The 19,916-nt window shown below is 70.8% G+C and carries 25 protein-coding genes; 3 read left to right on the top strand and 22 right to left on the bottom strand.

Annotated elements, in window-relative coordinates:
* Positions 1 to 31: 31 nt before the first annotated feature.
* The 3 genes from G6N60_RS04330 to G6N60_RS04320 are packed head-to-tail and all read right to left on the bottom strand — an operon-like array spanning position 32 to position 3,319.
* Entirely contained in the window at positions 32 to 1,420 is a 1,389-nt protein-coding gene (locus G6N60_RS04330; protein WP_163733040.1) for a cytochrome P450, read from the bottom strand.
* A 25-nt stretch (positions 1,421 to 1,445) separates the two neighbouring features.
* Positions 1,446 to 1,952 carry a VOC family protein gene (locus G6N60_RS04325; protein WP_163733037.1) on the bottom strand — a complete coding sequence of 169 codons (507 nt, stop codon included), beginning with the start codon at positions 1,950 to 1,952 and terminating at the stop codon, positions 1,446 to 1,448.
* Positions 1,949 to 3,319, bottom strand: a complete 1,371-nt coding sequence (locus tag G6N60_RS04320; RefSeq protein WP_163733034.1) for an FAD-dependent monooxygenase — start codon at positions 3,317 to 3,319, stop codon at positions 1,949 to 1,951. Before G6N60_RS04320 ends, G6N60_RS04325 begins: the two co-directional genes overlap by 4 nt.
* A 97-nt stretch (positions 3,320 to 3,416) precedes the next feature.
* Here G6N60_RS04320 and G6N60_RS04315 point away from each other — a divergent pair, with 97 nt between their 5' ends.
* Positions 3,417 to 4,013 carry a TetR/AcrR family transcriptional regulator gene (locus G6N60_RS04315; protein WP_163733032.1) on the top strand — a complete coding sequence of 199 codons (597 nt, stop codon included), beginning with the start codon at positions 3,417 to 3,419 and terminating at the stop codon, positions 4,011 to 4,013.
* 39 nt (positions 4,014 to 4,052) lie between these two features.
* Here G6N60_RS04315 and G6N60_RS04310 read toward each other — a convergent pair whose 3' ends face one another.
* From G6N60_RS04310 to G6N60_RS04255, 12 genes are all read right to left on the bottom strand, one after another.
* Complete coding sequence (locus G6N60_RS04310) at positions 4,053 to 4,358, bottom strand: hypothetical protein (protein WP_163730756.1); 306 nt, start codon at positions 4,356 to 4,358, stop codon at positions 4,053 to 4,055.
* A 52-nt stretch (positions 4,359 to 4,410) separates the two neighbouring features.
* Entirely contained in the window at positions 4,411 to 5,001 is a 591-nt protein-coding gene (locus tag G6N60_RS04305; protein WP_163733028.1) for a TetR/AcrR family transcriptional regulator, read from the bottom strand.
* Positions 4,988 to 5,854 (bottom strand): oxygenase MpaB family protein, encoded by an 867-nt coding sequence (locus G6N60_RS04300; protein WP_163733026.1) that lies wholly within the window; start codon positions 5,852 to 5,854, stop codon positions 4,988 to 4,990. Before G6N60_RS04300 ends, G6N60_RS04305 begins: the two co-directional genes overlap by 14 nt.
* Before the next feature lie 51 nt (positions 5,855 to 5,905).
* A complete protein-coding gene (locus G6N60_RS04295) occupies positions 5,906 to 6,136 on the bottom strand; it encodes a hypothetical protein (protein ID WP_163733023.1) in 231 nt (76 codons plus the stop codon).
* A complete protein-coding gene (locus G6N60_RS04290) occupies positions 6,133 to 6,612 on the bottom strand; it encodes a transport-regulating membrane protein Mce1N (protein WP_163733019.1) in 480 nt (159 codons plus the stop codon). Before G6N60_RS04290 ends, G6N60_RS04295 begins: the two co-directional genes overlap by 4 nt.
* Positions 6,609 to 7,016, bottom strand: coding sequence for a hypothetical protein (locus tag G6N60_RS04285; RefSeq protein WP_163733016.1), 408 nt, complete (start codon positions 7,014 to 7,016; stop codon positions 6,609 to 6,611). Before G6N60_RS04285 ends, G6N60_RS04290 begins: the two co-directional genes overlap by 4 nt.
* Before the next feature lie 24 nt (positions 7,017 to 7,040).
* Entirely contained in the window at positions 7,041 to 7,454 is a 414-nt protein-coding gene (locus tag G6N60_RS04280) for a hypothetical protein (protein ID WP_163743440.1), read from the bottom strand.
* Positions 7,442 to 8,422: a porphobilinogen synthase gene (hemB, locus tag G6N60_RS04275; RefSeq protein WP_163733013.1), complete on the bottom strand. Its 981-nt coding sequence runs from the start codon at positions 8,420 to 8,422 to the stop codon at positions 7,442 to 7,444. Before hemB ends, G6N60_RS04280 begins: the two co-directional genes overlap by 13 nt.
* Before the next feature lie 11 nt (positions 8,423 to 8,433).
* Positions 8,434 to 10,083, bottom strand: coding sequence for a bifunctional uroporphyrinogen-III C-methyltransferase/uroporphyrinogen-III synthase (locus G6N60_RS04270; protein WP_163733011.1), 1,650 nt, complete (start codon positions 10,081 to 10,083; stop codon positions 8,434 to 8,436).
* Positions 10,084 to 10,086: 3 nt separating this feature from the next.
* A complete protein-coding gene (gene hemC, locus G6N60_RS04265; RefSeq protein WP_163733008.1) occupies positions 10,087 to 11,025 on the bottom strand; it encodes a hydroxymethylbilane synthase in 939 nt (312 codons plus the stop codon).
* Between the two features lie 26 nt (positions 11,026 to 11,051).
* Complete coding sequence (locus G6N60_RS04260) at positions 11,052 to 12,422, bottom strand: glutamyl-tRNA reductase (protein ID WP_163733005.1); 1,371 nt, start codon at positions 12,420 to 12,422, stop codon at positions 11,052 to 11,054.
* Between the two features lie 118 nt (positions 12,423 to 12,540).
* A complete protein-coding gene (locus G6N60_RS04255) occupies positions 12,541 to 12,849 on the bottom strand; it encodes a glutaredoxin family protein (RefSeq protein ID WP_179969639.1) in 309 nt (102 codons plus the stop codon).
* Positions 12,850 to 12,975: 126 nt separating this feature from the next.
* Here G6N60_RS04255 and G6N60_RS04250 point away from each other — a divergent pair, with 126 nt between their 5' ends.
* The gene (locus G6N60_RS04250) at positions 12,976 to 13,803 is read left to right on the top strand and encodes an HAD family hydrolase (RefSeq protein WP_246241125.1); all 828 of its coding nucleotides are present in this window, start codon (positions 12,976 to 12,978) and stop codon (positions 13,801 to 13,803) included.
* 60 nt (positions 13,804 to 13,863) lie between these two features.
* A complete protein-coding gene (locus tag G6N60_RS04245; RefSeq protein ID WP_163733002.1) occupies positions 13,864 to 14,403 on the top strand; it encodes an FAS1-like dehydratase domain-containing protein in 540 nt (179 codons plus the stop codon).
* A 6-nt stretch (positions 14,404 to 14,409) separates the two neighbouring features.
* Here G6N60_RS04245 and G6N60_RS04240 read toward each other — a convergent pair whose 3' ends face one another.
* From G6N60_RS04240 to G6N60_RS04210, 7 genes are all read right to left on the bottom strand, one after another.
* Positions 14,410 to 15,474 (bottom strand): lysophospholipid acyltransferase family protein, encoded by a 1,065-nt coding sequence (locus G6N60_RS04240; protein WP_163732999.1) that lies wholly within the window; start codon positions 15,472 to 15,474, stop codon positions 14,410 to 14,412.
* A 33-nt stretch (positions 15,475 to 15,507) separates the two neighbouring features.
* Positions 15,508 to 16,620: an SDR family oxidoreductase gene (locus tag G6N60_RS04235; RefSeq protein ID WP_179969638.1), complete on the bottom strand. Its 1,113-nt coding sequence runs from the start codon at positions 16,618 to 16,620 to the stop codon at positions 15,508 to 15,510.
* 29 nt (positions 16,621 to 16,649) lie between these two features.
* Positions 16,650 to 16,751 carry a 30S ribosomal protein bS22 gene (locus tag G6N60_RS04230; protein WP_003402602.1) on the bottom strand — a complete coding sequence of 34 codons (102 nt, stop codon included), beginning with the start codon at positions 16,749 to 16,751 and terminating at the stop codon, positions 16,650 to 16,652.
* Between the two features lie 111 nt (positions 16,752 to 16,862).
* The gene (locus tag G6N60_RS04225) at positions 16,863 to 17,120 is read right to left on the bottom strand and encodes a helix-turn-helix domain-containing protein (protein WP_163732995.1); all 258 of its coding nucleotides are present in this window, start codon (positions 17,118 to 17,120) and stop codon (positions 16,863 to 16,865) included.
* 135 nt (positions 17,121 to 17,255) lie between these two features.
* Positions 17,256 to 18,128: a pyrroline-5-carboxylate reductase gene (proC, locus tag G6N60_RS04220; RefSeq protein WP_163732992.1), complete on the bottom strand. Its 873-nt coding sequence runs from the start codon at positions 18,126 to 18,128 to the stop codon at positions 17,256 to 17,258.
* 31 nt (positions 18,129 to 18,159) lie between these two features.
* Positions 18,160 to 18,990, bottom strand: a complete 831-nt coding sequence (locus G6N60_RS04215; protein ID WP_163743432.1) for a thioesterase family protein — start codon at positions 18,988 to 18,990, stop codon at positions 18,160 to 18,162.
* 77 nt (positions 18,991 to 19,067) lie between these two features.
* Positions 19,068 to 19,913 (bottom strand): sugar phosphate isomerase/epimerase family protein, encoded by an 846-nt coding sequence (locus tag G6N60_RS04210; protein ID WP_163732989.1) that lies wholly within the window; start codon positions 19,911 to 19,913, stop codon positions 19,068 to 19,070.
* Between the last annotated feature and the right edge of the window lie 3 nt (positions 19,914 to 19,916).

Raw genomic sequence — 19,916 nt, 5'->3', positions numbered from 1 at the left:
GTCCCCCAGTGTCCCAGCAGCGCCCCCGGCGTCAACTACAGGGTGTAGGAGGTGTGCGCGGGCGCACGTGGACCGGGATCGGACCCTTCGCCACCGTGGTGTAGGGCACCTCGACGGGGAAGTCGTCCGAGCGCGCCTCGATCCGGGTCGCGGCGACGATCGTCGCCAGCGCGAGCGTGGTCTCCAGCAGTGCGAAGTGCTCGCCGATGCACGACCGCGGCCCCCCGGCGAACGGCACGAACTGCCAGCGCGAACGCGTCGCCGACGCGTCGGCGGCGAAGCGATCCGGGTCGAACGCCAGCGGGTCCCGCCACAGCGCGGGGTCTCGGTGCACGGCCTGAATGCCGACGGCGACGATGCTGCCCGCGCGCACCCGGTACCCGCCGATCGCGAGGTCGCGGACCGCGAGCCGGCCCACACCCGCCGCGGGTGGGCACAGCCGCAGCGACTCGTCGAGCACCTGCCGGGTGTAGCGCAGCCGCGGGACGTCGTCGGGCGTCAGCTCGCGGTCTCCCAGCTCGGCGACCTCCGCCGCGAGACGGTCCTGCACGTCGGGGTGGCGGCCCAGCTGCCACAGCGCGTGGGTCAGCGCCGTGGCCGTGGTGTCGTGCCCGGCCAGCATGAAGATCAGCAGGTCGTTGCAGATGTCGCGGTCCGACAGCCGCTCGCCGGTCTCGGGATCGGTCGCCGCCGCGAGCGCATGCACCAGCGGGGCGTCGCGGGTCGGGTCGGCCCGGCACGCCTGCAGCATCTCGTCGGCGACCGCCAGCATCGTCGCGACCGCGGCGCGGGCGCGACGGCGGCGCGGAGTCGGTAGCCAGCGGGGAGTGCGCGCGGGCCGTAGCGCCCGATCGGCGGCGTAGGACGACGCGACGTGCATCGACCGGGCGATCTCGTCGCCGCGCTCGTTGAGGTCGAGGCCCAGGATGGACCGGCCCAGCGACTGCATGGTCACGCGGCGGCACGCCAGGTCGAGGTCGACGTCGAGCCCCGTCTGCAGACCGGCGGCGCGCCAGTCGTCGACCAGCGCCCGCGCCGCCCGCGACATGTGGCCGCCGAACCGGCGCACGTTGTGCTGGGTGAACACCGGCTGCAGTGCGCGCTTGCGCGGCACCCAGCGCTCGTTGGGCAGCACCCACAGGCTGTCGCCGGCCAGGTGCCGCACCTCGTCGTGGACGATGCAGCGCTCGCCGAAGACGTGGTTGCGCGCGAGCAGGTCGCCGATCCCCTCCGGCGAGGTGACCAGGACGATGGGCGGCATCAGCCACGCCGGGCCGAACTGGATGCGGGTGACGGGACCGCCCGCGGCGCTGAGCACCTCACCCCCGGTGTGGAACTCGCGCGTCGCCGCCAGCAGCTGGCGAAGGGACAGCGGGTTGCGGGGCACCAGCGGCAGCGCCTGGGTGTCGGTGGTCACCATGTCTGCACAGTCTGGCCCCCATCCGCTACGACGGCAAAGGCGCGGCGGGTCCGGGATGGCGCATCGACGGCGGCGAGAGCCACGGGTCGTCGGGCTCCGGGTCGCCCTGGGGCATCGTGATGTCCTCGACGCCGCCGGACGGGACGTCGGCGAGGCGCAGGAACATGCCGTCCGGATCGGCGAAGACCAGCAGGTGGCCGGCTCCACCGGTGACGACGCCCGAGTGGGCGACGCCCTCGGCGTCGAGGTGCTCCGCCCAGGCGTGCAGGTCGTCGACGGATGCCACGGCGAGATTGATCGGGTCATAGCCCGCCGCGGCCGTTGCCGCGGCGGGTGCCCAGCGCAGCTCCACGGGCGTGTCGAGGCCGGGCACGCCGACGATGACGGCGTAGCGCTGGCCGTGCCGGTCGACGTGGTCGAACCGCGACAGGTGGGTGGCGCCCAGGATCCGTTCGTACCAGGCGAGGCCGGCGTCGAGATCCGCGACGGGCACCTTGAGGTGATGCAGGCCGAGGACGGGTGGGGCCGTCATGGGGTGGCTCCTTCGCGGTCGAGGATCCGGGCGCCTAGCTCCGGGTCGGCGACGATGCCGTCCGGGCGGACGTAGGTGGACTGCCCGGCGTCGTCGGGCGCGCCGACACTCCAGGTGAGGTCGTCCGCCGGCGCGAGGTCGAGCGGGGCCCGCCGGCCCGGTGCCATCGGCCCGGCGGTGCGGTCGGCGTAGTCGATGTCGAGCTGGGCCAGCTTGGTCGCGAGCAGGTCGGTGACCCCCGGCACGCCGGCGGCAGCGGCGATGACGTCGTTGCGCACCGCGGCCGCGCCCGGGTCGGCGACGGTAGCCACCGCCATCAGCTGCGCGGTGAATGCGATCAGTTCGGCCGCGACGGGGTGGCGTTCGGACTGATAGGTGTCCAGCACGTCGATGGGCCTGGCACGGTCCAACGCCAGGGCCAGCTTCCACGCGAGGTTGCCCGCGTCCTGAATCCCGGTGTTCATCCCCTGGCCGCCCGCCGGGCTGTGGGTGTGCGCGGCATCGCCGACGAGGAAGACGTCACCGAGGCGCAGCCGATCCGCGACCCGCTGCTGGACGCGGTACGTCGAGCTCGCCACCACTTCCGTGATGCGCAGGCGTCGCATGGCCCGCCCGCCCCTGGTGGCGATCAGGTCGTCGAGTTCGGCGGGCGTCGGGGCCGTCGTGCCCGGCGCCACCCCGGCCACCAGCCGCAGCTGATCACCGGGCAGCGCGGAGGTGATCAGCAAACCCGCGGGCGCCAGCGTGAACGTCGTGTCGAGGTCGTCGTCGGGGCGTCCCGACGCACGGGCGTCGGCGACCGCGAACAGCGTCGCGGGCGCCTCGCCGGGGAACCGGCCGCCCGCCTGGTCGCGCACCCGGCTGTGCAGCCCGTCGCAACCCGCCACGTACCGCGCGTGGATGACCCGGACGATGCCCGTGGAGTCGACGAGAGTCGCTGCGGTGCCAGGGAATTCGTCCTGCAGCGTCAGCAGCCGCACGCCGCGGTGGACCCGTCCGCCGAGCGCTTCCAGCCGCTGGAGCAGCCGCAGTTCGGTCTGCTGTTGAGAGATCAGCAGCAGGAAGGGGAACGGGCTGGCGACCCGTCCGTAGTCGGTCCGCAGCAGGGTGCGGTCCCGGTCGGCGACGACGAAGCCGCGCCCCGGCAACCCGTCGTCGATCAGGGTGTCGGCGACGTGGATGCGGTCGAGGTACTCCAGCGTCCGGGGCTGGACGGCGGCGGCGCGCGAACCGGTCGACGGCCCGGGCGCCCGGTCGACGACGGTGTGGTCGACGCCGAGCTGGGCCAGGCTGGCGGCGAGCGCGAGTCCCGCGGGACCGGCTCCCACGATCAGGACGTCGGTATGGGTCGGCAGCGAGGCGACCATGCGATGACCTCTCTCAAACGATAACGTTCGTTACCGTTTAGACAATAAGCGGCCCGGCCCGATCTCGCAACGGGTGACGGGTGCCTAGAGTGGGCGAATGCCCAAGCTGTCGGACGAGGTGCGCGAGCAGCGTCGCCGACACGTCCTGGTCAGTGCGTGGAAGTGCTTCTCCCGCCAGGGTTTTCACGCGACGTCGATGGATCAGATCATCGCCGAGACGGGCATGTCGCCGAACGCGGTCTACCGCTACTTCGCGGGGAAGGAGGAGCTGATCGACGCCGCAGCCGACGAGGCGCTGCTCGTGCTGCGCGAGACACTGCGCGGCACCGAGCTGACCGATCCGGCGCCCGGCCCGGCGGAACTGCTCGACCTCCTGGCCGAGGGGCTGCGACGTCAGGCCGAGGGATCCGGCTATGACATGACCAAGATCTCCATCGTGGCATGGGGAGAGGCGCTGCGTCGACCGGCCTTGCACGACAAGGCCATTCGCTTCTACGCCGAGGCGCTGGTGTACTTCACGCGACTCGCCGAACGCTGGCAGGCCACCGGCGTGATCGCGCCGGACGCCGACCCGAATGCCGTCGCGAAGGTCTTCCTGACGCTGATGCCCGGGATGATGGTGACCCGCCACCTGAGCGAGCCCGCGACCGTCACCGAACTCGTCGCCGGCCTGCGCGCCATCACGACGGACTGAACCACCACGGACTGAACCGCGACGGACTGCTCGGCGGGACTACTCGTCGTCCTCGCCCATCGGCTTCTCGCGGACGCCCATGACGTCTTCGCGCTTGACGCCCCCGCCGTCCTCGACGTCGCCGAACTTCGGCGAACCGTCCTCGTCGACCCACTCGTTCACCGCCTGCCCGCTCACGGTGTTGCTGGTTCCCGGCAACCCGATGGTGGGTCGGTCGTCCTGGTAGGCCTTGGCCATTTCCTTGGCCTTATCCTCGTGCTCTTGCGTGACTTCGGGCTTCTCGGCGAGTTGCCCGGTCTCGTAGGTCTCGGGCTCCTGGGAGGTGTCCTGCTGTTCGGTTGCCATGTCGGCAGGCTGCCCGAAAGTGTGACGCACGAAACAGTGGCAGGTGGGCTCGTCAGACCGGGACCGCGCGCAGCGCGGCGGGCAGGCTCGGCACGAAGTGGCGCCGGGCGAACGCCCGCAGCGCGTCGGGGGTGTCGAGCGGTTCGGCACTGGGCAGCAGCAGGACCACGGCCGCGTAGCGCAGGATGGTGTCGGCCAGATCGTCGACGGCCGCCGTGCCGATCCGGTCGGCGAAACCCGCGGGGAAGATCTCCCGCAGCGCTTCGGCCATCCGCCCGACCGCGGCGCCGTAGTGCTGGCGCGCCAGTTCCAGCACCAGGGCGGGTTCGTCGGTCATCATGCCGTTGAGCACGCGGTGTCGGCGGAACATCAGGATCGACTGCGTGAACGCCTCGACGTAGTAGTTCGCCGTGCGCTCGGCATGCTTCAGCTCGGCGGCAATGTCGGCGAACAACGCGACGTTCTCGCGTTCGATGACCGCGGCCACCAGTTCGTCGCGGTTGGCGAACCTGCGGTAGATGGTGGTGCGACTGACCCCGGCGCGGCGGGCCACGTCGTCGAGCGCGACCCGGCGGAAGCCGTGGCGTTCGAACTCCACCAGGGCCGCGTCCAGGATCGCCTGGGTCGCGTCAGCCGCGGGCATAGCCGGCTTGGGCAAAGGTGTTGTAGCGCACCGTCATTGGCAGACGGTCCCACACCCAGTTGACCGGTCGCGAGCGCCACGCCGCCGCGAACACCCGGTAGGCCCGCTCCTGGCGCCGGCTCCACGGCAGGTCCAGCAGCTCGCGGGCGCGCGGCGGCAGCCCACCGGTCGTGAGGAACGCGGCGACCGGGTCGAACAGCGGGGCGATCAGCCGCCACGCCAGCGGCGAGACCCCCTTGGGCCGCGGGAAGCCCTTCGTGACGTAGCCGACACCGTACTTCGCGGTCGGGTGGGCCACCAGGACGTCGTCCATCATGTGCTCCCAATACCGTTGGAACGCCGCGTAATCCGCGGGCATCGGTCGATCGCTGACCCCGTAGCGGCGGTACCACGTCTTGGACTCGGCGTAGATCTGCTCCTTCTCGCGCTCGGTCAGGCGCGTGACGAACGTGTCGGCGAAGTACAGCACCTGCTCGACGAACGTGGCGTGCGCCCAGAAGTAGGTGTTGGGATCGAGTGCGTGGTAGCGGACGCCCGTCCCGTCGGGCAGGGTCATGTCGCCCTTGATGTCGCGGTGAAAGTCCCGCACCCGGGTGCCCTCCCCCGAATCCGGCTCGCCGTAGACCGTCATCATGATCGGCGGGATCGACCGCTTGACCCTGGCGGCGGTGTCGGAGAAGAACACCGAGTGGTCCAGCACGCCCTGCCCGAGTTCGGCCAGCATGTTCTGCAGCACGGCGGGCCGCGGCCCGATCAGGTACATGCGGTTGTCGCCGAAGTACTTCCACACCAGGGAGTCACGCCCGAGTGGGAGGGCATCGGCCTGCGGGCGGGGGTCCGCGAGTTCGGTCATGGGAACAGTGTTACAGAAATTGCACTTTGTACCAAGCCCTGGTGGCGGGGCTCACCGTCGCCGCAGCCCGGCCACCCCCAGCACGGCCAGCACGCCGGCGACGGTGGCCAGCAGCAGCGCCAGCACGATCAGCGACGGATCGTAGGTCGACGTCGGCATCGACGGCTCCGAGGCGATGACCGGGGCCGCCGTCGTGGCGGCCCGCGCCGCCACCCAGCTCGTGACGGCTCCGATCGCGGCCACCACCGCGACGACCAGCTCGATGGCGGGCCGGATCCTCACGACGCCCGCCCGTCGACGAGGGACTCCAGCGCCGCCCGCAACCGGCGGTGCTTGCGCGCCCAGGCCTGCGCCCGGCGGTCGCTGTCGAGCTTGAGGCCGATGCCGGTCCTGCCGCGTGGGACGCCGGTCAGCTCGCCGAGGGCCCGCGCCGACTGCCATCGGGGCACCTCGTCACCGTCGGCCTCCGGGTAGATCTTCACGATCTCGGAGATGCGGATGGTCTCGGCGCCCTGCCGGAGGTATTCCGGCGTCAACTCGACCGACGTGTGGATGCGCGCCGCCTTGACCTGCAGGCCGAGGAACGCGGTGACGAGCAGCAGGAAGACCAGCGGCAGCAGCGGACGCCACCCGTACCCGGAGGACACCTGGATGGACAGCATCGTCGCCGCCGACAGCGGGCCCGCCAGCAGCCACCACAGCGACGCACCAGGCTCGGCGAACAACACCGTCGACTCGTCGCGCCGGGTGTCGGTCATGCCCCGGCCAGTCCGTCGTACCACTCCTGCGACGTCGGACGCTGGTTCATCGCCGAGCCGGTGATCAGCAGGATCATGATGACGGCAACGGTGAGGACGCCGCCACCACCGAACAGCAGCAGCAGCGCAAGGATCGCCACCGAGGCCAGCGCCAGCCCGACGGCCGCGAAGCCGAAGCGCTTCTGCCCCTTGCGGGCCTGACCGGCCAGGCAGGCCTGCGCCAGCCCCATCACGACGAGCAGGACGCCCGCCAGCAGGAAGAACAGCGGGACCGCGTGGGTCGCGAGCCACAGGCCCTGGGCCGCGGTGAGCACGGCGGCCACCACCCAGCACCAGAACGCGATCGTGACGGTGCGCGGCCTGCCGACGGCAGGCGATGACTGCGGCGAGGGGGTGGCTGGCATGGTCGGACCAGACTATCGTCCCGCTCAGCGAACGAAGAAGGCGTGGGCGTCCTGACGGTGCAGCACGAAGACGCCACCCGCGATGCAGACCGATCCGACGATCGCGGTGCCCGCGTACGCCATCGCGGCCGCCGGGGGCCGGTCGGCGAACAGATTGCTCACCGCGTAGACGATGGTCGCCGTGCCCCCGCCGCTGAGCACCGTGCGCGCCCAGCGATAGCCCACCCGCATCAGCAGCAGGAACGTCAGCGCCACCGACGCCACCACGACCAGGAAGATCGCCGAGACGCCGTACACCAGCACCGCGGGGCCGTGGACGGGGACCGTCACGAGGTCGACGACGTACCCGATCATCATCAGCGGCAGCGCCACCAACCACAGCCAGAATCCGGTGTCGACGTCCTCCGGCCGCCCCGCGGGTGCCGTCACGCCAGCCAGTCCGCGACCTCGGCCGCCCAGTAGGTCAGCACGATGTCGGCGCCCGCCCGGCGGATGCCCGTCAGCGATTCCAGCGCGACGGTCCGCAGATCGATCCAGCCGTTGGCGGCCGCCGCGCTGATCATGGAGTACTCGCCCGAAACCTGATATGCCGCAACGGGAACCGGTGACATCTCGGCCGCGGCCCGCACCACGTCGAGGTAGGCCATGGCCGGTTTGACCATGATGATGTCGGCGCCCTCGACGAGGTCGAGTTCGACCTCGTGCAGCGCCTCGCGGGCATTGCCCGGATTCTGCTGATAGGTGCGCCGGTCGCCATCCAGACTCGAGGAGACCGCCTCGCGGAACGGTCCGTAGAAGCCGGAGGCGAACTTTGCCGCGTAGGCGAGGATCACCACGTCGGTGTGCCCCGCCGCGTCGAGACCGTCGCGGATCGCCGCCACCTGGCCGTCCATCATGCCGCTCGGGGCCACCACGTGGGCTCCCGAATTCGCTTGTGCCACTGCGAGTTCGACGTATCGGAGATTGGTGGCGTCGTTGTCGACGCGGCCGCGGGCGTCGAGCACGCCGCAGTGGCCGTGGTCGGTGAACTCGTCGAGACAGGTGTCGGCCATCAGCACCGTGTCCTGGCCGAGGTCGGCCGCGAGGTCGCGCAGCGCGACGTTGAGGATGCCGTCGCGAGCGGTGCCGACCGACCCGGCCGCGTCCTTGTCCTCGTCGCGGGGGACGCCGAACAGCATCAGCCCGCCGACGCCCGCGGCGACGGCCTCCTCGGCGGCCTTGCGCAGCGAATCCCTGGTGTGCTGAACCACTCCCGGCATGGACGCGATCGGCTGCGGTTCGGCGATGCCGTCGGCGACGAACATCGGCAGCACCAGATGCCGGGGCTCCAGCGACGTCTGCGCCACCAGCCGGCGCAGGGCCGGGGTGGTGCGCAGGCGACGCGGGCGATGCCTCGGGAATGCCACGACAGCGACTCCTAGCGCCGGCGACTCTTCTTGCGCGGGGGCGGCAGGGCACCCTCGGCGCGCAGCCGCGCGGCGTGCTCGGCGAGCGCCTCGACCAGCGGAGCCACGGCTGCGGTCTCGGGCTGCACGTCGACCCGAAGCCCGAATTCGGCTGCGGTCTCGGCGGTCTTGGGCCCGATGCACGCGACGATCGTCCGCGCGTGCGGCTTGCCCGCGATGCCGACGAGGTTGCGCACCGTCGAACTCGACGTGAAGCACACCGCGTCGAACCCGCCGGTCTTGATCATCTCGCGCGTCTGCGCGGGCGGCGGCGCGGCCCGGACGGTGCGGTACGCGGTGACGTCCTCGATCTCCCACCCGCGCATCCGAAGTCCCTCGGCGAGCGTCTCGGTGGCGATGTCGGCGCGCGGCAGCAGCACGCGGTTGACCGGGTCGAAGATGTCGTCGTACGGCGGGAATTCGTCGAGCAGGCCGAGGGAGGACTGCTCACCGGACGGGACCAGTTCGGGATTGATGCCGAAGGCGCGCACCCGATCTGCGGTCGCTTGCCCGACGCAGGCGATCTTCACACCGGAGAACGCCCGCGCGTCGAGACCGAACTCGTTGAACTTCTCCCACACGGCGCGCACGGCGTTGGTGGAGGTGAACACGACCCACTGGAAGCGGCCATCGACCAAACCCTTGACGGCCCTTTCCATCTGAGCGGGGCTGCGCGGCGGCTCGACGGCGATGGTCGGCACCTCGATCGGCAGGGCGCCATGCGACACCAGTCGCTCGCTCATCTCGCCCGCCTGGTCCTTGGTGCGCGGCACCAGCACGGTCCAGCCGTACAGCGCGCGGCTCTCCCACCAGTTCAGCTTGGCGCGGTTCGCGACGGTCTTGCCGATGGTCGCCACCAGCGGGCCCGCCAGCGGACCGGCCGGATCGGCGCCGGCCAGCGTGGCCTTGTCGAGCAGCCCGGCCAGCGTCGACTCGACCGAACGCTGCTGGCACGTGGTGCCGTTCGCGGTCACGACGCAGGGCGTGGTGTCGGTCAGGCCGTACTCGATCAGGGTGCGCGCCGCGTCGGGCAGGTGGGTGGCCGTCGCGTGCAGGATCAGCGGCCCCGGCGCGGCCGCGAGCGCGGCCCAGTCCACGTCGCCGCGGACGTCGGCCACGGTGTGCGAGGACCCGAGCGGCAGCCCGGCGTACGTCGGCACCGCGGCGGCCGGCGAGAGGCCGGGCACGATCTCGAAGTGCGACTGCGTGCGCGCCAGCGCGCTCACCTCGGTGATGACGGAGTCGACCGACAGCGGGTCGCCCGCCACCAGCCGCACGACGTCCACGCCGTTGCGCGCCTCGTGCACCAGCAGCTTGGCGACCTCGGTCGGATCGCCCAGGGCGGGGCGGACGTCCGCACCGCCGGGCAGCGTCGTCGGGGCCGGTGACTCGGCCGTCGCATCGTCGTCGGTGGCCGGGCTCGCCTCCGCGGGGCCCGACGTCGGCGGCAGCTCCGAGCCGACCATGGCGAGCACCGCCTCCGGCACGTCTGGGTCCGTGAAGACCAGTGCCGCGTTGGCCAGTACCGCGCGCGCCCTCGTCGTCAGCAGGCCCGGGTCACCGGGACCTGAACCGACGAACGTGATGCGGCCGGGCTTGCTCTTGCGCCCTCGGGTCGTCATCCTTCACTCCCGCTCTGTCGTCCGCTGATCCAACACGTCCCGCGCTCCCAGATCGAACAACTCCGCGGCCACCGAGAGCCCAAGCTCCCTGGCCCGTTCGGGGGTCCCGATTCCGGACGCACGGATCACGTCGGATCCGTCCAGCGCCGCCACGCAACCGCGCAGCGACAGCTCCTCGAAGACGTTGCCCTCCTCGTCGATGGACTCGACCACCTCTGCGATCGCACCCACCGGCGCGGAACAGCCCGCCTCCAGTTGGGCGAGCAGGACTCGCTCCGCGGTGACTGCGACGCGCGTGTCGGAATGGTCCATCTCCGCCAGCAGCGCGGCGAGCTCGGCGTCGCTCGCGCGACACTCCACTGCGAGTGCACCCTGGGCCGGTGCTGGCAACATCTGCACCGGCTCCAATGTCTCGGTGACGTCACCCTGTCGTCCGATGCGGACCAGTCCCGCCCGGGCGACGACGACGCCGTCGAGATCACCGTTGCTTACCCTGTTCAACCTGGTGTCTAGGTTGCCTCTTAGGGGGCGAATTTCCAAACCGAGACCCAGTGCTCTAAGCTGCGCCGCCCGCCGCGGGCTCGACGTGCCGATCACCGAGCCGGCCGGCAACTCCCCCAGCACCAGCCCGTCGCGGGCCACCAACGCGTCCCTGGCGTCCTCGCGGGGCGGTATGGCGGCGATGACGAACCGGTCGTCGGACGCGGTCGGCAAATCCTTGTAGGAGTGCACGGCAACGTCGACCCGGCCGTCGGCGATGGCGTCGCGCAGGGCCGCGGTGAACACGCCGACACCGATGTCGGCGATCGGCTCACTGGAGCGGTCACCCGCGGTGGAGACGACGACGAGTTCGGCCGCGTGTCCCTTGGCGAGCAGGGTGTCCCGGATCAGACCGGCCTGGGTGGTGGCGAGCAGGCTGCCCCTGGTGCCGATTCGGATCACCGTGTCGCGCGTGAATGACAAAGTGCTTACTCAGCCTGGCCCAGATCGCGCCGGGTCTCACCCAACACCAAATCCGGTGCGACGAGCGGCAATTCGCCGGCGGCGACGGCGTCGACGGCCTGCGGGTCGAGCTCGAACAGCTCGCGCAGGGCCTCGGCGTAGCTGTCCCCGCCGGGCGCGCTCGCGAGTTGCTTCACGCGCACCGTCGGCGCGTGCAGGAGCTTGTCGACGACGCGGCGCACGGTCCTGGCGACCTCGTCGCGCTGCGCGACGTCGAGCCCCGGGAGCCGGTTGTCCAGCCGGAGCAGTTCGGCCTCCACGACGTCGGCAGCCCGCTGCCGCAACGCCGTCACGGTCGGCGTGACCTCGGCCATGCGTTGTCCGGCAAGGTAGTTGGCCACCTCTGCGGCAACGATGGCGCGGGCCGCCTCGGCGTCGTCGACCGCCGCGCGCGACGCCGGTTCGCGCAGGATCCGGTCCATGTCCACGACGTAGACGCCGGGCAGTCCGGCGACGGCCGGGTCGACGTCGCGGGGCATGCCGAGATCGCAGATCACCAGTTGCTTGGGTTCCTGGCCGTGCGCGAGTCCGCGGTGCACGTCGGCCAGTGACACGACGGGCCGTACGGCGCCGGTGCACGTCACCACGACCTCGGCGTCGGCCAGCACGGCCTGGATGTGGTCGAACGGGAAGGCCTTGGCGTCCACGCCCTGGGCGCGGAGGTTCTCGACCAGCCGCTCCGCGCGCGGCAGCGAGCGGTTCACGACGTGCACCCGGCCGATGCCGGCGCGGCTCAGGTGCGCGGCGGCGAGCGACCCCATGGAGCCGGCCCCGATCACCGCGGCCGCGCGGCCTGCCAGCCCGGACAGCTTGCGGTCGGCCATGTCGAGCGCGACGGAGACCACCGAGGCGCCCGCGGCGTCGATGCCCGTCTCGGAGTGCACGCGCTTGCCGACCGACAGGGCCCGCTGCGCCAGCTCGTGCAGCGTGCGGCCGACGGTCTGGTTGGCCTCGGCGGAGGCATACGAGCGGCGGACCTGGCCGAGCACCTGCTGCTCGCCGAGCACCGCGCTGTCGAGGCCGCTGGCGACCGCGAACAGGTGCTCGACGGCGGCCTCGGCGTAGCGCACGTAGGCGTACTTCGTGAGGTCGCCCAGGGACATGCCGGAATGCTCGGACAGCACCGAGCCGATGACGGAGAGGCCGCCGTGGAAGGCTTCGACGACCGCGTAGATCTCCACGCGGTTGCAGGTCGCGAGCACCATGGCCTCGGTCACGAGGGACGACCGCAGGAGTTCTTCGACGATCTTGGTCTGATCGGCCTCGTCGGTGCTCAACTGCTCGAGCACCGACACGGGCGCGCTGCGGTGAGACACTCCGAATAGAAGAACGCTCATGACCTCGTCACTTCGTGCAGTCCCCCGTCGCTTCGTTGCTCAGGAACATTCAGTCCCGTCGCTTCGCTCGCCCCAGGAACACTTCCGAGATTAGCCGTCTACCAGCCCGCCCTCCAAATTAGCCGAGCTCGCTCGCCGGGCGGTCGGCTCGCGTCGGCGGGACCGCCAGATCGGCCCGCAGCGCCGCCTCGTCGACCTCCCAGTAGCTGTGCTGGACGCCGTCGAGCAGCACGACGGGCAGCAGGTCGCCGTACTCGGCGCGCAGGGTGGGGTCCCCGGCGGCCGCGGCAGCGTCGACGTCGGTCGACACGAGGGCGAACCCCCACTCGGCGGCCAGCTCGGCCAGCCGCGCCGCGGCCTTCTCGCACAGGCTGCAGCCGGCCCGGGTCAGCAACTCCACGGTGTGCGCACTCGCCGCATGGTCCACGGCTCCCAGTATCGCGTGCCCTAATGTTGAATCGTGTCCGAGTCATGGGCTGCAACCGGTCCGGAGGCGGCCGATCTCGAGGCCGGCCCCGCCACGGGTGCCGCCGTCGAGCCCGCTGCCGCCGCCGTGGCCGCCGACGAGGTCGAGCACGCCCCACCGCCCCCCGACCTGACCGCGGCGGCGTTCTTCGACGTCGACAACACCCTCGTGCAGGGCTCCTCCCTGGTGCACTTCGCCAGGGGCCTGGCGGCCCGCAAGTACTTCACCTACGGCGACCTCGCGCGATTCGGCTACGCGCAGGCCAAGTTTCAGCTCACCGGCAAGGAGAACAGCGACGACGTCGCCGCGGGCCGGACCAAGGCGCTGGCGTTCATCGAGGGGCGGCCGACCTCGGAGCTGACCGAGGTCGGCGAGGAGATCTACGACGAGATCATCGCCGACAAGATCTGGCAGGGCACCCGCGCGCTGGCCGAGATGCACCTCGACGCCGGCCAGCAGGTGTGGCTCGTCACCGCCACCCCCTACGAGCTGGCCGCCACGATCGCCCGCAAGCTCGGGCTGACCGGTGCGCTCGGCACGGTCGCCGAGTCGAAGGACGGGGTGTTCACCGGCCGCCTCGTCGGGGAGATCCTGCACGGCGCGGGCAAGGCGCACGCCGTGCGGTCACTCGCGATCCGCGAGGGGCTCAACCTGAGGCGCTGCACGGCCTACTCCGACAGCATCAACGACGTCCCCATGCTGTCGCTGGTCGGCACCGCGGTGGCGATCAACCCCGACGCCGCGCTGCGCGACCTGGCGCGCAAGCGGGGGTGGGAGATCCGCGACTTCCGCACCGCCCGCAAGGCCGCCCGCATCGGGGTGCCCTCGGCGCTGGCGCTGGGCGCCGCGGGCGGTGCGCTCGCCGCCGTCGTGTCCCACCGCGGCGGGAACGGCCTTCGCGGGATCGGCCGGTGACCGCGCGCTGATAGGCTCGGCGCCGCTGGGATCCAGGGCCGACGCGGGGAGCGACGAGACATGAGCATCGCCGAAGACATCATCGGCACCCACTACAGGTATCCCGACTACTTCCTGGTGGACCGTGAGAAGGTGCGGGAATTCGCCCGTTCGGTGAAGGACGAGCACCCCGCCCACTACACCGAGGCCGCGGCCGCCGAGTGTGGCCAGGAGGGGCTGATCGCCTCCCTGACCTTCGTCGCCGTCGCGGGTCGCCGGGTGCAGGACGAGATCTTTCATCAGTTCGACGTGCCCATCAACATGGAGCGCGTGCTGCACCGCGACCAGAAGCTGGTGTTCCACCGCCCGATCGTGGTCGGCGACAAGCTGTGGTTCGACTCCTACCTCGACTCGGTGATCGAGTCGCACGGCGCGATCATCACCGAGATCCGCGGCGAGGTCACCGACGACGAGGGCCGACCCGTGCTGACGAGCACCGTCACGCTGTTCGGGGAGTCGACGAACGCCGCCGAGAACGCCGAAGTCACCGCGCAGATCGCGGCCGGGCGGGACGCCGCGATGAAGCGCATGATTGCCGGGCAAACCAAAGCCGGCTCCTGACGACGCTCAGCCGAGGTAGGGGTTCCTGCGGTTGGCGAGCAGTTGGTACAGCGTCTGCTGAATGGTCTCGCGGACCTGGTCGGTCAGCTCGAAGGTGACCATGGGGTCATCGGCCGCGGACTCGTCGTAGTCCCGCGTCGAGATGGGCTCGCCGAACTGGATGTGCCACTTCGACGGCAGCGGCACCAGTCCGAGCGGACCGGCCAGCGGAAACAGCGGCGTGATCGGGAAGTACGGCAGCCCAAGCAGCCGGGCCAGCAGCTTGACGTCGCTGAGCATCGGGTAGATCTCCTCGGACCCGACGATCGAGCAGGGCACGATCGGGGCGCCCGCCCGCAGCGCCGCGGCCACGAAACCGCCGCGGCCGAAGCGCTGCAGCTTGTACCGATCGCGGAAGTTCTTGCCCAGTCCCTTGTAGCCCTCGGGGAACACCGCGGTGAGTTCGCCCGCCGCGAGCAGGCGGTGGGCGTCGGCGGTGCACGCCATCGTGTGGCCCGCCTTGCGCGCGGCCTGGCCGACCATCGGCATGTCGAACACCATGTCGGCGGCCAGCAGCCGGAGGTCGCGGTTCGTGGGGTGATTGTCGTGCACCGCGACCGAGGCCATCAGCCCGTCGAGCGGCAGGACGCCGGCGTGGTTGGCGACGACGAGGGCCGCACCGGTCTCGGGGAGGTTCTCGATACCGCTGACCTCGACCCGGAACCAGTTGCGAAAGAGCCCGCGTAGCAACGGAAGAAAGATTGCCTCGTTGAGGTGCTTGTCGAAGCCGAACTCGTCGACGACGTAGTCGCCGCTCATCCGCTTGCGCAGGAACTCCGCGGCCGAGGCGATGCGCTGGGCGAGTTCGTTGGGCTCGTAGTCCTCGCTGGGGGCACCGGCCGCCGTGCGACGGTCGTCGATCTCGCGGACGACGGCGGCGACCTGCTCGGCCGACGCCCTGGTTCCGGGGTCCTCGATGAGCGACGGATGCCGCCGCGCTCCGTCGGCACGTGCCGCAGCTCTCCGCTGAGCCGATGAACGGCCCGAATTGGAGTGCAGCGGAATCACTTTCGCCTTCGACTCACCCGCCACGTCGCCACCCTCTCCCCGCCCCGTCGTACAAGACTATCTCCCCCACCGCTGCGCCGCCGAAATGGCGCGGCTCTCCAGCGAGCGTACCCAGCGCGGGTCCACGATCGGGGTCAAGCCTCGACCGCGCACGTAATCGTCGAAAGCCTCCGCCGTGGTCCACTTCGGGCTGTAACCTAGGTCCTTGCGCATTCGCGTGGTGTCCATGACCCTCCCATAGCTGACGTAGTTCAGCTGTTCGCGGTCGAGTTCGGTGTAGCGGGTGGCGCGGCGCAGCGAATCCACCGCGCTGAGGGCCGATTTGGGCACCGGCAGCGGCACCCGGCCGGAGCGCCTAATCGCCTGCGACATCATGATGATGCCCGCGGCGCCCACGTTGAAGGTGCCGGAGCGGCCCGCGATCGTGGCCCGCTCGAGCACGCCGAGGGCGTCCTGTTCGTGCAGCAGCTGCAGGCGGGCGTCGTGACCCAGCACCGACGGCACCACGGGTCCGGCGAGGAAGCGGGAGAGCGCGGTGTCCATCGCGGGGCCGATCATGTTGGCCAGCCGCAGGATCGTCACCTTGATGTCGGGACGTCGCCGCGCCAGACCCCGCGCGTAGCCCTCGATGTCGATGCTGTCCTGCGCGAAACCCTCACCGGGTGGCCGCCGCGAGCTGCCGTCCTCGGTGAACAGCACGGGATCGCGCGGGCTCGAGCCGTAGACCTCCGACGTGGACTTCAGGACCACCCGCCGCACCGACGGCGCCTTCTGGCATGCCGCGAACAACTGCATCGCGCCCATGACGTTGAGCTCCTTGAGCGCGGCGCGACCGCCCGCGCGCGGCGCGTAGGACGCCGCCGCCGCGTGCACCACCGTGTCGACGTTCCCGTTGCGAATCACCTTGGCGATGAAGGGATTTCGGATGTCGGCTCGCACGAACTCGGCGCGACCCATCCGACGCAGCAGATCCTTGCTCGGCGTGATCGCATCGACCGCGATGACGTGATCGATCGTCGGGTTCTGCGCCAACCGGGCGGTGAGGTAGCCGCCGAGGAAGCGACACGCACCGGTGACGAGCACCACCTTGGGGCCCTGCGCGGCATCCCTCGAGTCGGAGCTACCGGCGTCGTGCCCATGGCCATGCGTAGGCCGGCCATCGGAATCCATCGGCACAGCCTAGCGGGCGAAGATGAGAGCTACTTGCCCAATTTTCTGCGCTGCACCCGAGTGCGACGAAGCAGCTTGCGGTGCTTCTTCTTCGACATACGCTTGCGCCGCTTCTTGATGACTGAACCCATGAACTCCGCTACCTAAGACATCTCCGGCGTGGTGCCAAAGAACCGAACCGCCACCTTACCCGGCGACCGCGGCGGTACGAAAACCGCTGCGTCGGCGCGGGCGACGGTGCGCTAGCCCGCGTCGAAGTACGAGGTCTCCAGGAGGTCGTGCACGGCCTTGGCGTGCACGCGGAAGGAGCGGCCCACGCGCACGGCGGGGAGCTCTCCGTTGTGAACGAGCCGGTAGACCGTCATCTTGCTCACCCGCATGAGGCTCGCGACTTCGGCGACGGTCAGGAATTGCTGGCGCGGCGGTTCTCCGCCGGAGCCATCCCGCGCGGACTTGCCGCCGGCGGAATCCCGCGAAGAGGGCCCGTTCATAGACGTCATCGCAACCCAATCAATCAGGCACGCTGCCCCAGCGGCTTCCCCACCGCTGGCGCTGAGCGTGCTACCTCGAGGAGAATAGCGTGGCCACTGGGGTTATTGCGACGGGTGTGGGCTAATCCGTCCGAAATCGTTGAACTACTCGGATGTAATTCCTAGCTGCTCAGAGCGGGTTTTTGCGGCCACGACGGCGTCGGCCACCGCGGCCCGCAGGCCCCCCCGCTCCAATTCCCGCAGCCCAGCCGCGGTGGTGCCGCCCGGCGACGTCACGGTGGCACGCAACTGGGCGGGGCTGGTGTCCATCACCGGACCGAACGTTCCCGCGCCCGCCAGACCGGCCCGGTCGATGCTCTCCAGCAACATCGCGGCCGAACCGGCCATGGTCTGGGCGGCCAGATCGGTGGCCACGGCCCTCGGCAGACCGACGGCCACGCCCGCGTCGACGAGCGCCTCGACCATCAGGAAGAAGTAGCCGGGACCCGATCCGGAGACCGCGGTGACGGCGTCGAGCTGACTCTCCGGGACCGTGACGACGCCGCCGACCGCGTCGAAGATCGCCGACACCTCGCTCAGCTGCTCGGGGGTCGCGAACCGGCCGGGGGCCAGCGCGCTGACGCCGCCGCCCACGACGATGGGCGAGTTCGGCATGACCCGGATGACGGGTGACCCCGCGGGCAGGTTGGCCTCGTAGTAGGCCGTGGTGACACCGGCGGCCACCGACACGAACACCTGCTCGGCCGTGTTGGTCTCGGCGCGCGCGGCGGCGTCGGCGATGTCGCCGATCACCTGCGCGACGTCCGTCGGCTTGACCGCGACGATCACGTAGGTGGCGTTCTCGGCGGCATCGGCGACCGACGCCGTCTGCACGGCGTACTTGTCCGCCAGGTAGCTGGCCCGCTCTTGGAACCGCTCGGCGACCACCATGTCCCTGGCCTGCCTGCCCGAACGCAGGAGCCCGGAAAGCAGTGCCTCGCCGATACTTCCGCCACCGATGATCGCAATTCTCGCCACGCAGCCAGCATCGCATGCTCGCGGCGGCCGGCTACGACGGTGGTTGGGGCACCAACGCGAGCTGACGGGACTGCACGATGATGCGTCCCTGCGAATCGACGACGACGTGGTCCTCGTCGAACCACTCCTGCCCGATCTCCGTCGTCGTGCAGATCACCCGCAGCCAGCCGTCGGCGGGCCGGCCCCGGACGTAGGCCGTCAGCTGAACCGTTGGGGCCCAACCGAATCGGTTCACCGCGTAGGTGACGGGCGCCGACACGTCACCGCACAGCAGCGCGAACAGCACGTCGGGCGAACCCTGCCGCGGCCGCACCCAGTACTCGATCACCGGTGCCCGATCCGCTCCCGGCCCGTCACCGGGGCGCGGCCCCATCGTCGTCAGCACCGGCCGGATCTCGCAGCCGCGCGCGAGGTGCACGATGTCGGCCATCGGATGCCCGGGGCCGATCGCCTCGACGTCGGGCGGTGGCTCCGGGGCCATCAGCGGCAGCACCGGGTTCACCGACAGCAGCGGGTCGGCGTGGGGCTCGGGCGCCGCCATCGTCATGGTCGCCCGCACGGCGGTGCGTTCGCCCTGATTCAGCTCGACGTCGACGAGGCTGACCCGCCGCCCGCGCTTGCGGATCGTGGTGAGCACGCGCAGCGGCCCCGGGTCGGGCGCCCACAGGAAGCTGCCCGACACCGCGATGGGCTCGACGTCGGCCGCACCGGCTGCCTGGACCGCGGTGCGGGCCGCGTTCGCGCACAGCGCCAGCATCGCGCCGCCGTGGACCTTCGGCCCGATGGTCCAGTCCTCGTCGAGAACCCCGTCGAAGACGGCGCGCACGCCATCGCCCTCCGAGGGCACCGGCACGAGTGCCATGGCCTCGGCGAACGACGTCGATCCGACGGTGTGCGACACGGCGATGAGCTCCAATCGTTCGGGTGACGCGGCGGCGTTCACCGCAACAGGTGGGTCCTGGCGTATTCCAGCGACTCGGTCAGCAACTCCTCGCGCTCGGCGGCCGTCCTGGCGCCCGAGGTGGTCACCTCGAGGATGACGTGGCCGGCGAAGTTGCTCGCCGCCAGCGACTGACAGATCTCCGCGGTGGGCTGGGTGCCGCGGCCCGGCACCAGGTGTTCGTCGGTCGACGCCCCGCTGCCGTCGCACAGGTGCAGGTGCACCAACCCCTCGCCCATCCGGGCCGCCATGTCGATGGCGTCGGTCCCCGCGGTCGCCGAGTGCGACAGGTCGAGCGTGTAGTGCGCGTGGTTGCCGTCCAGCGGGTCGTAGGACGGCGCGAACGCCGACACCGCGACGCCCGGGGTGCCTCCGCGCTTGCGCATGCGGGAGATCGACGACTGGCCGGTCCCGAAGATGCGGTCGGCCCGGAACGGGAACATGTTCTCCACCGCGATCATCACCGCGCTGCCCGACTCGAGTTCGGCGACCTGGTCGGTGAAGCCCTCCGCGTAGCGGCGCTGCCAGCGAAATGGCGGATGCACGACAACGGTCTGAGCGCCGAGGTCCTCGGCGGCGCGCACGCTGCGTTCGAGCTTGGAGATCGGGTTGGCCCCCCAGACGCGCTGCGAGATCAGCAGGCAGGGCGCGTGCACGCTCAGTACCGGCATGGCGTAGCGCTGCGACAGCCGCTGCACCGCCGCGATGTCCTGGCTGACCGATTCGGCCCAGACCATCAGCTCGACACCGTCATAGCCGAGGCGGGCGGCGTACTCGAAGGCCGCCTCGGTCCTCAACGGGTAGACCGAGGCTGTCGAAAGACCGACCTTGATGGCGGGGCGCACTGC

Origin of the sequence: Mycolicibacterium madagascariense, from assembly GCF_010729665.1 — a bacterium.
GTDB classification, from domain to species: domain Bacteria; phylum Actinomycetota; class Actinomycetes; order Mycobacteriales; family Mycobacteriaceae; genus Mycobacterium; species Mycobacterium madagascariense.
The sequence above is the reverse complement of the archived record's forward strand: the minus strand, read 5'-3'. Positions and strand labels throughout refer to the sequence as shown.

Excerpts from the sequence above, each read along its gene's own strand:
- G6N60_RS04310 (WP_163730756.1), bottom strand. The coding sequence starts at position 4,358 with ATGGCAACCGAACAGCAGGACACCTCCCAGGAGCCCGAGACCTACGAG.
- G6N60_RS04290 (WP_163733019.1), bottom strand. The coding sequence starts at position 6,612 with ATGACCGACACCCGGCGCGACGAGTCGACGGTGTTGTTCGCCGAGCCT.
- G6N60_RS04285 (WP_163733016.1), bottom strand. The coding sequence starts at position 7,016 with ATGCCAGCCACCCCCTCGCCGCAGTCATCGCCTGCCGTCGGCAGGCCG.
- G6N60_RS04260 (WP_163733005.1), bottom strand. The coding sequence starts at position 12,422 with ATGAGCGTTCTTCTATTCGGAGTGTCTCACCGCAGCGCGCCCGTGTCG.
- G6N60_RS04245 (WP_163733002.1), top strand. The coding sequence starts at position 13,864 with ATGAGCATCGCCGAAGACATCATCGGCACCCACTACAGGTATCCCGAC.
- G6N60_RS04235 (WP_179969638.1), bottom strand. The coding sequence starts at position 16,620 with ATGGATTCCGATGGCCGGCCTACGCATGGCCATGGGCACGACGCCGGT.
- G6N60_RS04315 (WP_163733032.1), top strand. The coding sequence starts at position 3,417 with ATGCCCAAGCTGTCGGACGAGGTGCGCGAGCAGCGTCGCCGACACGTC.
- G6N60_RS04305 (WP_163733028.1), bottom strand. The coding sequence starts at position 5,001 with ATGCCCGCGGCTGACGCGACCCAGGCGATCCTGGACGCGGCCCTGGTG.
- G6N60_RS04330 (WP_163733040.1), bottom strand. The coding sequence starts at position 1,420 with ATGGTGACCACCGACACCCAGGCGCTGCCGCTGGTGCCCCGCAACCCG.
- G6N60_RS04215 (WP_163743432.1), bottom strand. The coding sequence starts at position 18,990 with ATGGCACTCGTGCCGGTGCCCTCGGAGGGCGATGGCGTGCGCGCCGTC.
- G6N60_RS04300 (WP_163733026.1), bottom strand. The coding sequence starts at position 5,854 with ATGACCGAACTCGCGGACCCCCGCCCGCAGGCCGATGCCCTCCCACTC.
- G6N60_RS04320 (WP_163733034.1), bottom strand. The coding sequence starts at position 3,319 with ATGGTCGCCTCGCTGCCGACCCATACCGACGTCCTGATCGTGGGAGCC.
- G6N60_RS04270 (WP_163733011.1), bottom strand. The coding sequence starts at position 10,083 with ATGACGACCCGAGGGCGCAAGAGCAAGCCCGGCCGCATCACGTTCGTC.
- G6N60_RS04325 (WP_163733037.1), bottom strand. The coding sequence starts at position 1,952 with ATGACGGCCCCACCCGTCCTCGGCCTGCATCACCTCAAGGTGCCCGTC.
- G6N60_RS04230 (WP_003402602.1), bottom strand. The coding sequence starts at position 16,751 with ATGGGTTCAGTCATCAAGAAGCGGCGCAAGCGTATGTCGAAGAAGAAG.
- G6N60_RS04225 (WP_163732995.1), bottom strand. The coding sequence starts at position 17,120 with ATGACGTCTATGAACGGGCCCTCTTCGCGGGATTCCGCCGGCGGCAAG.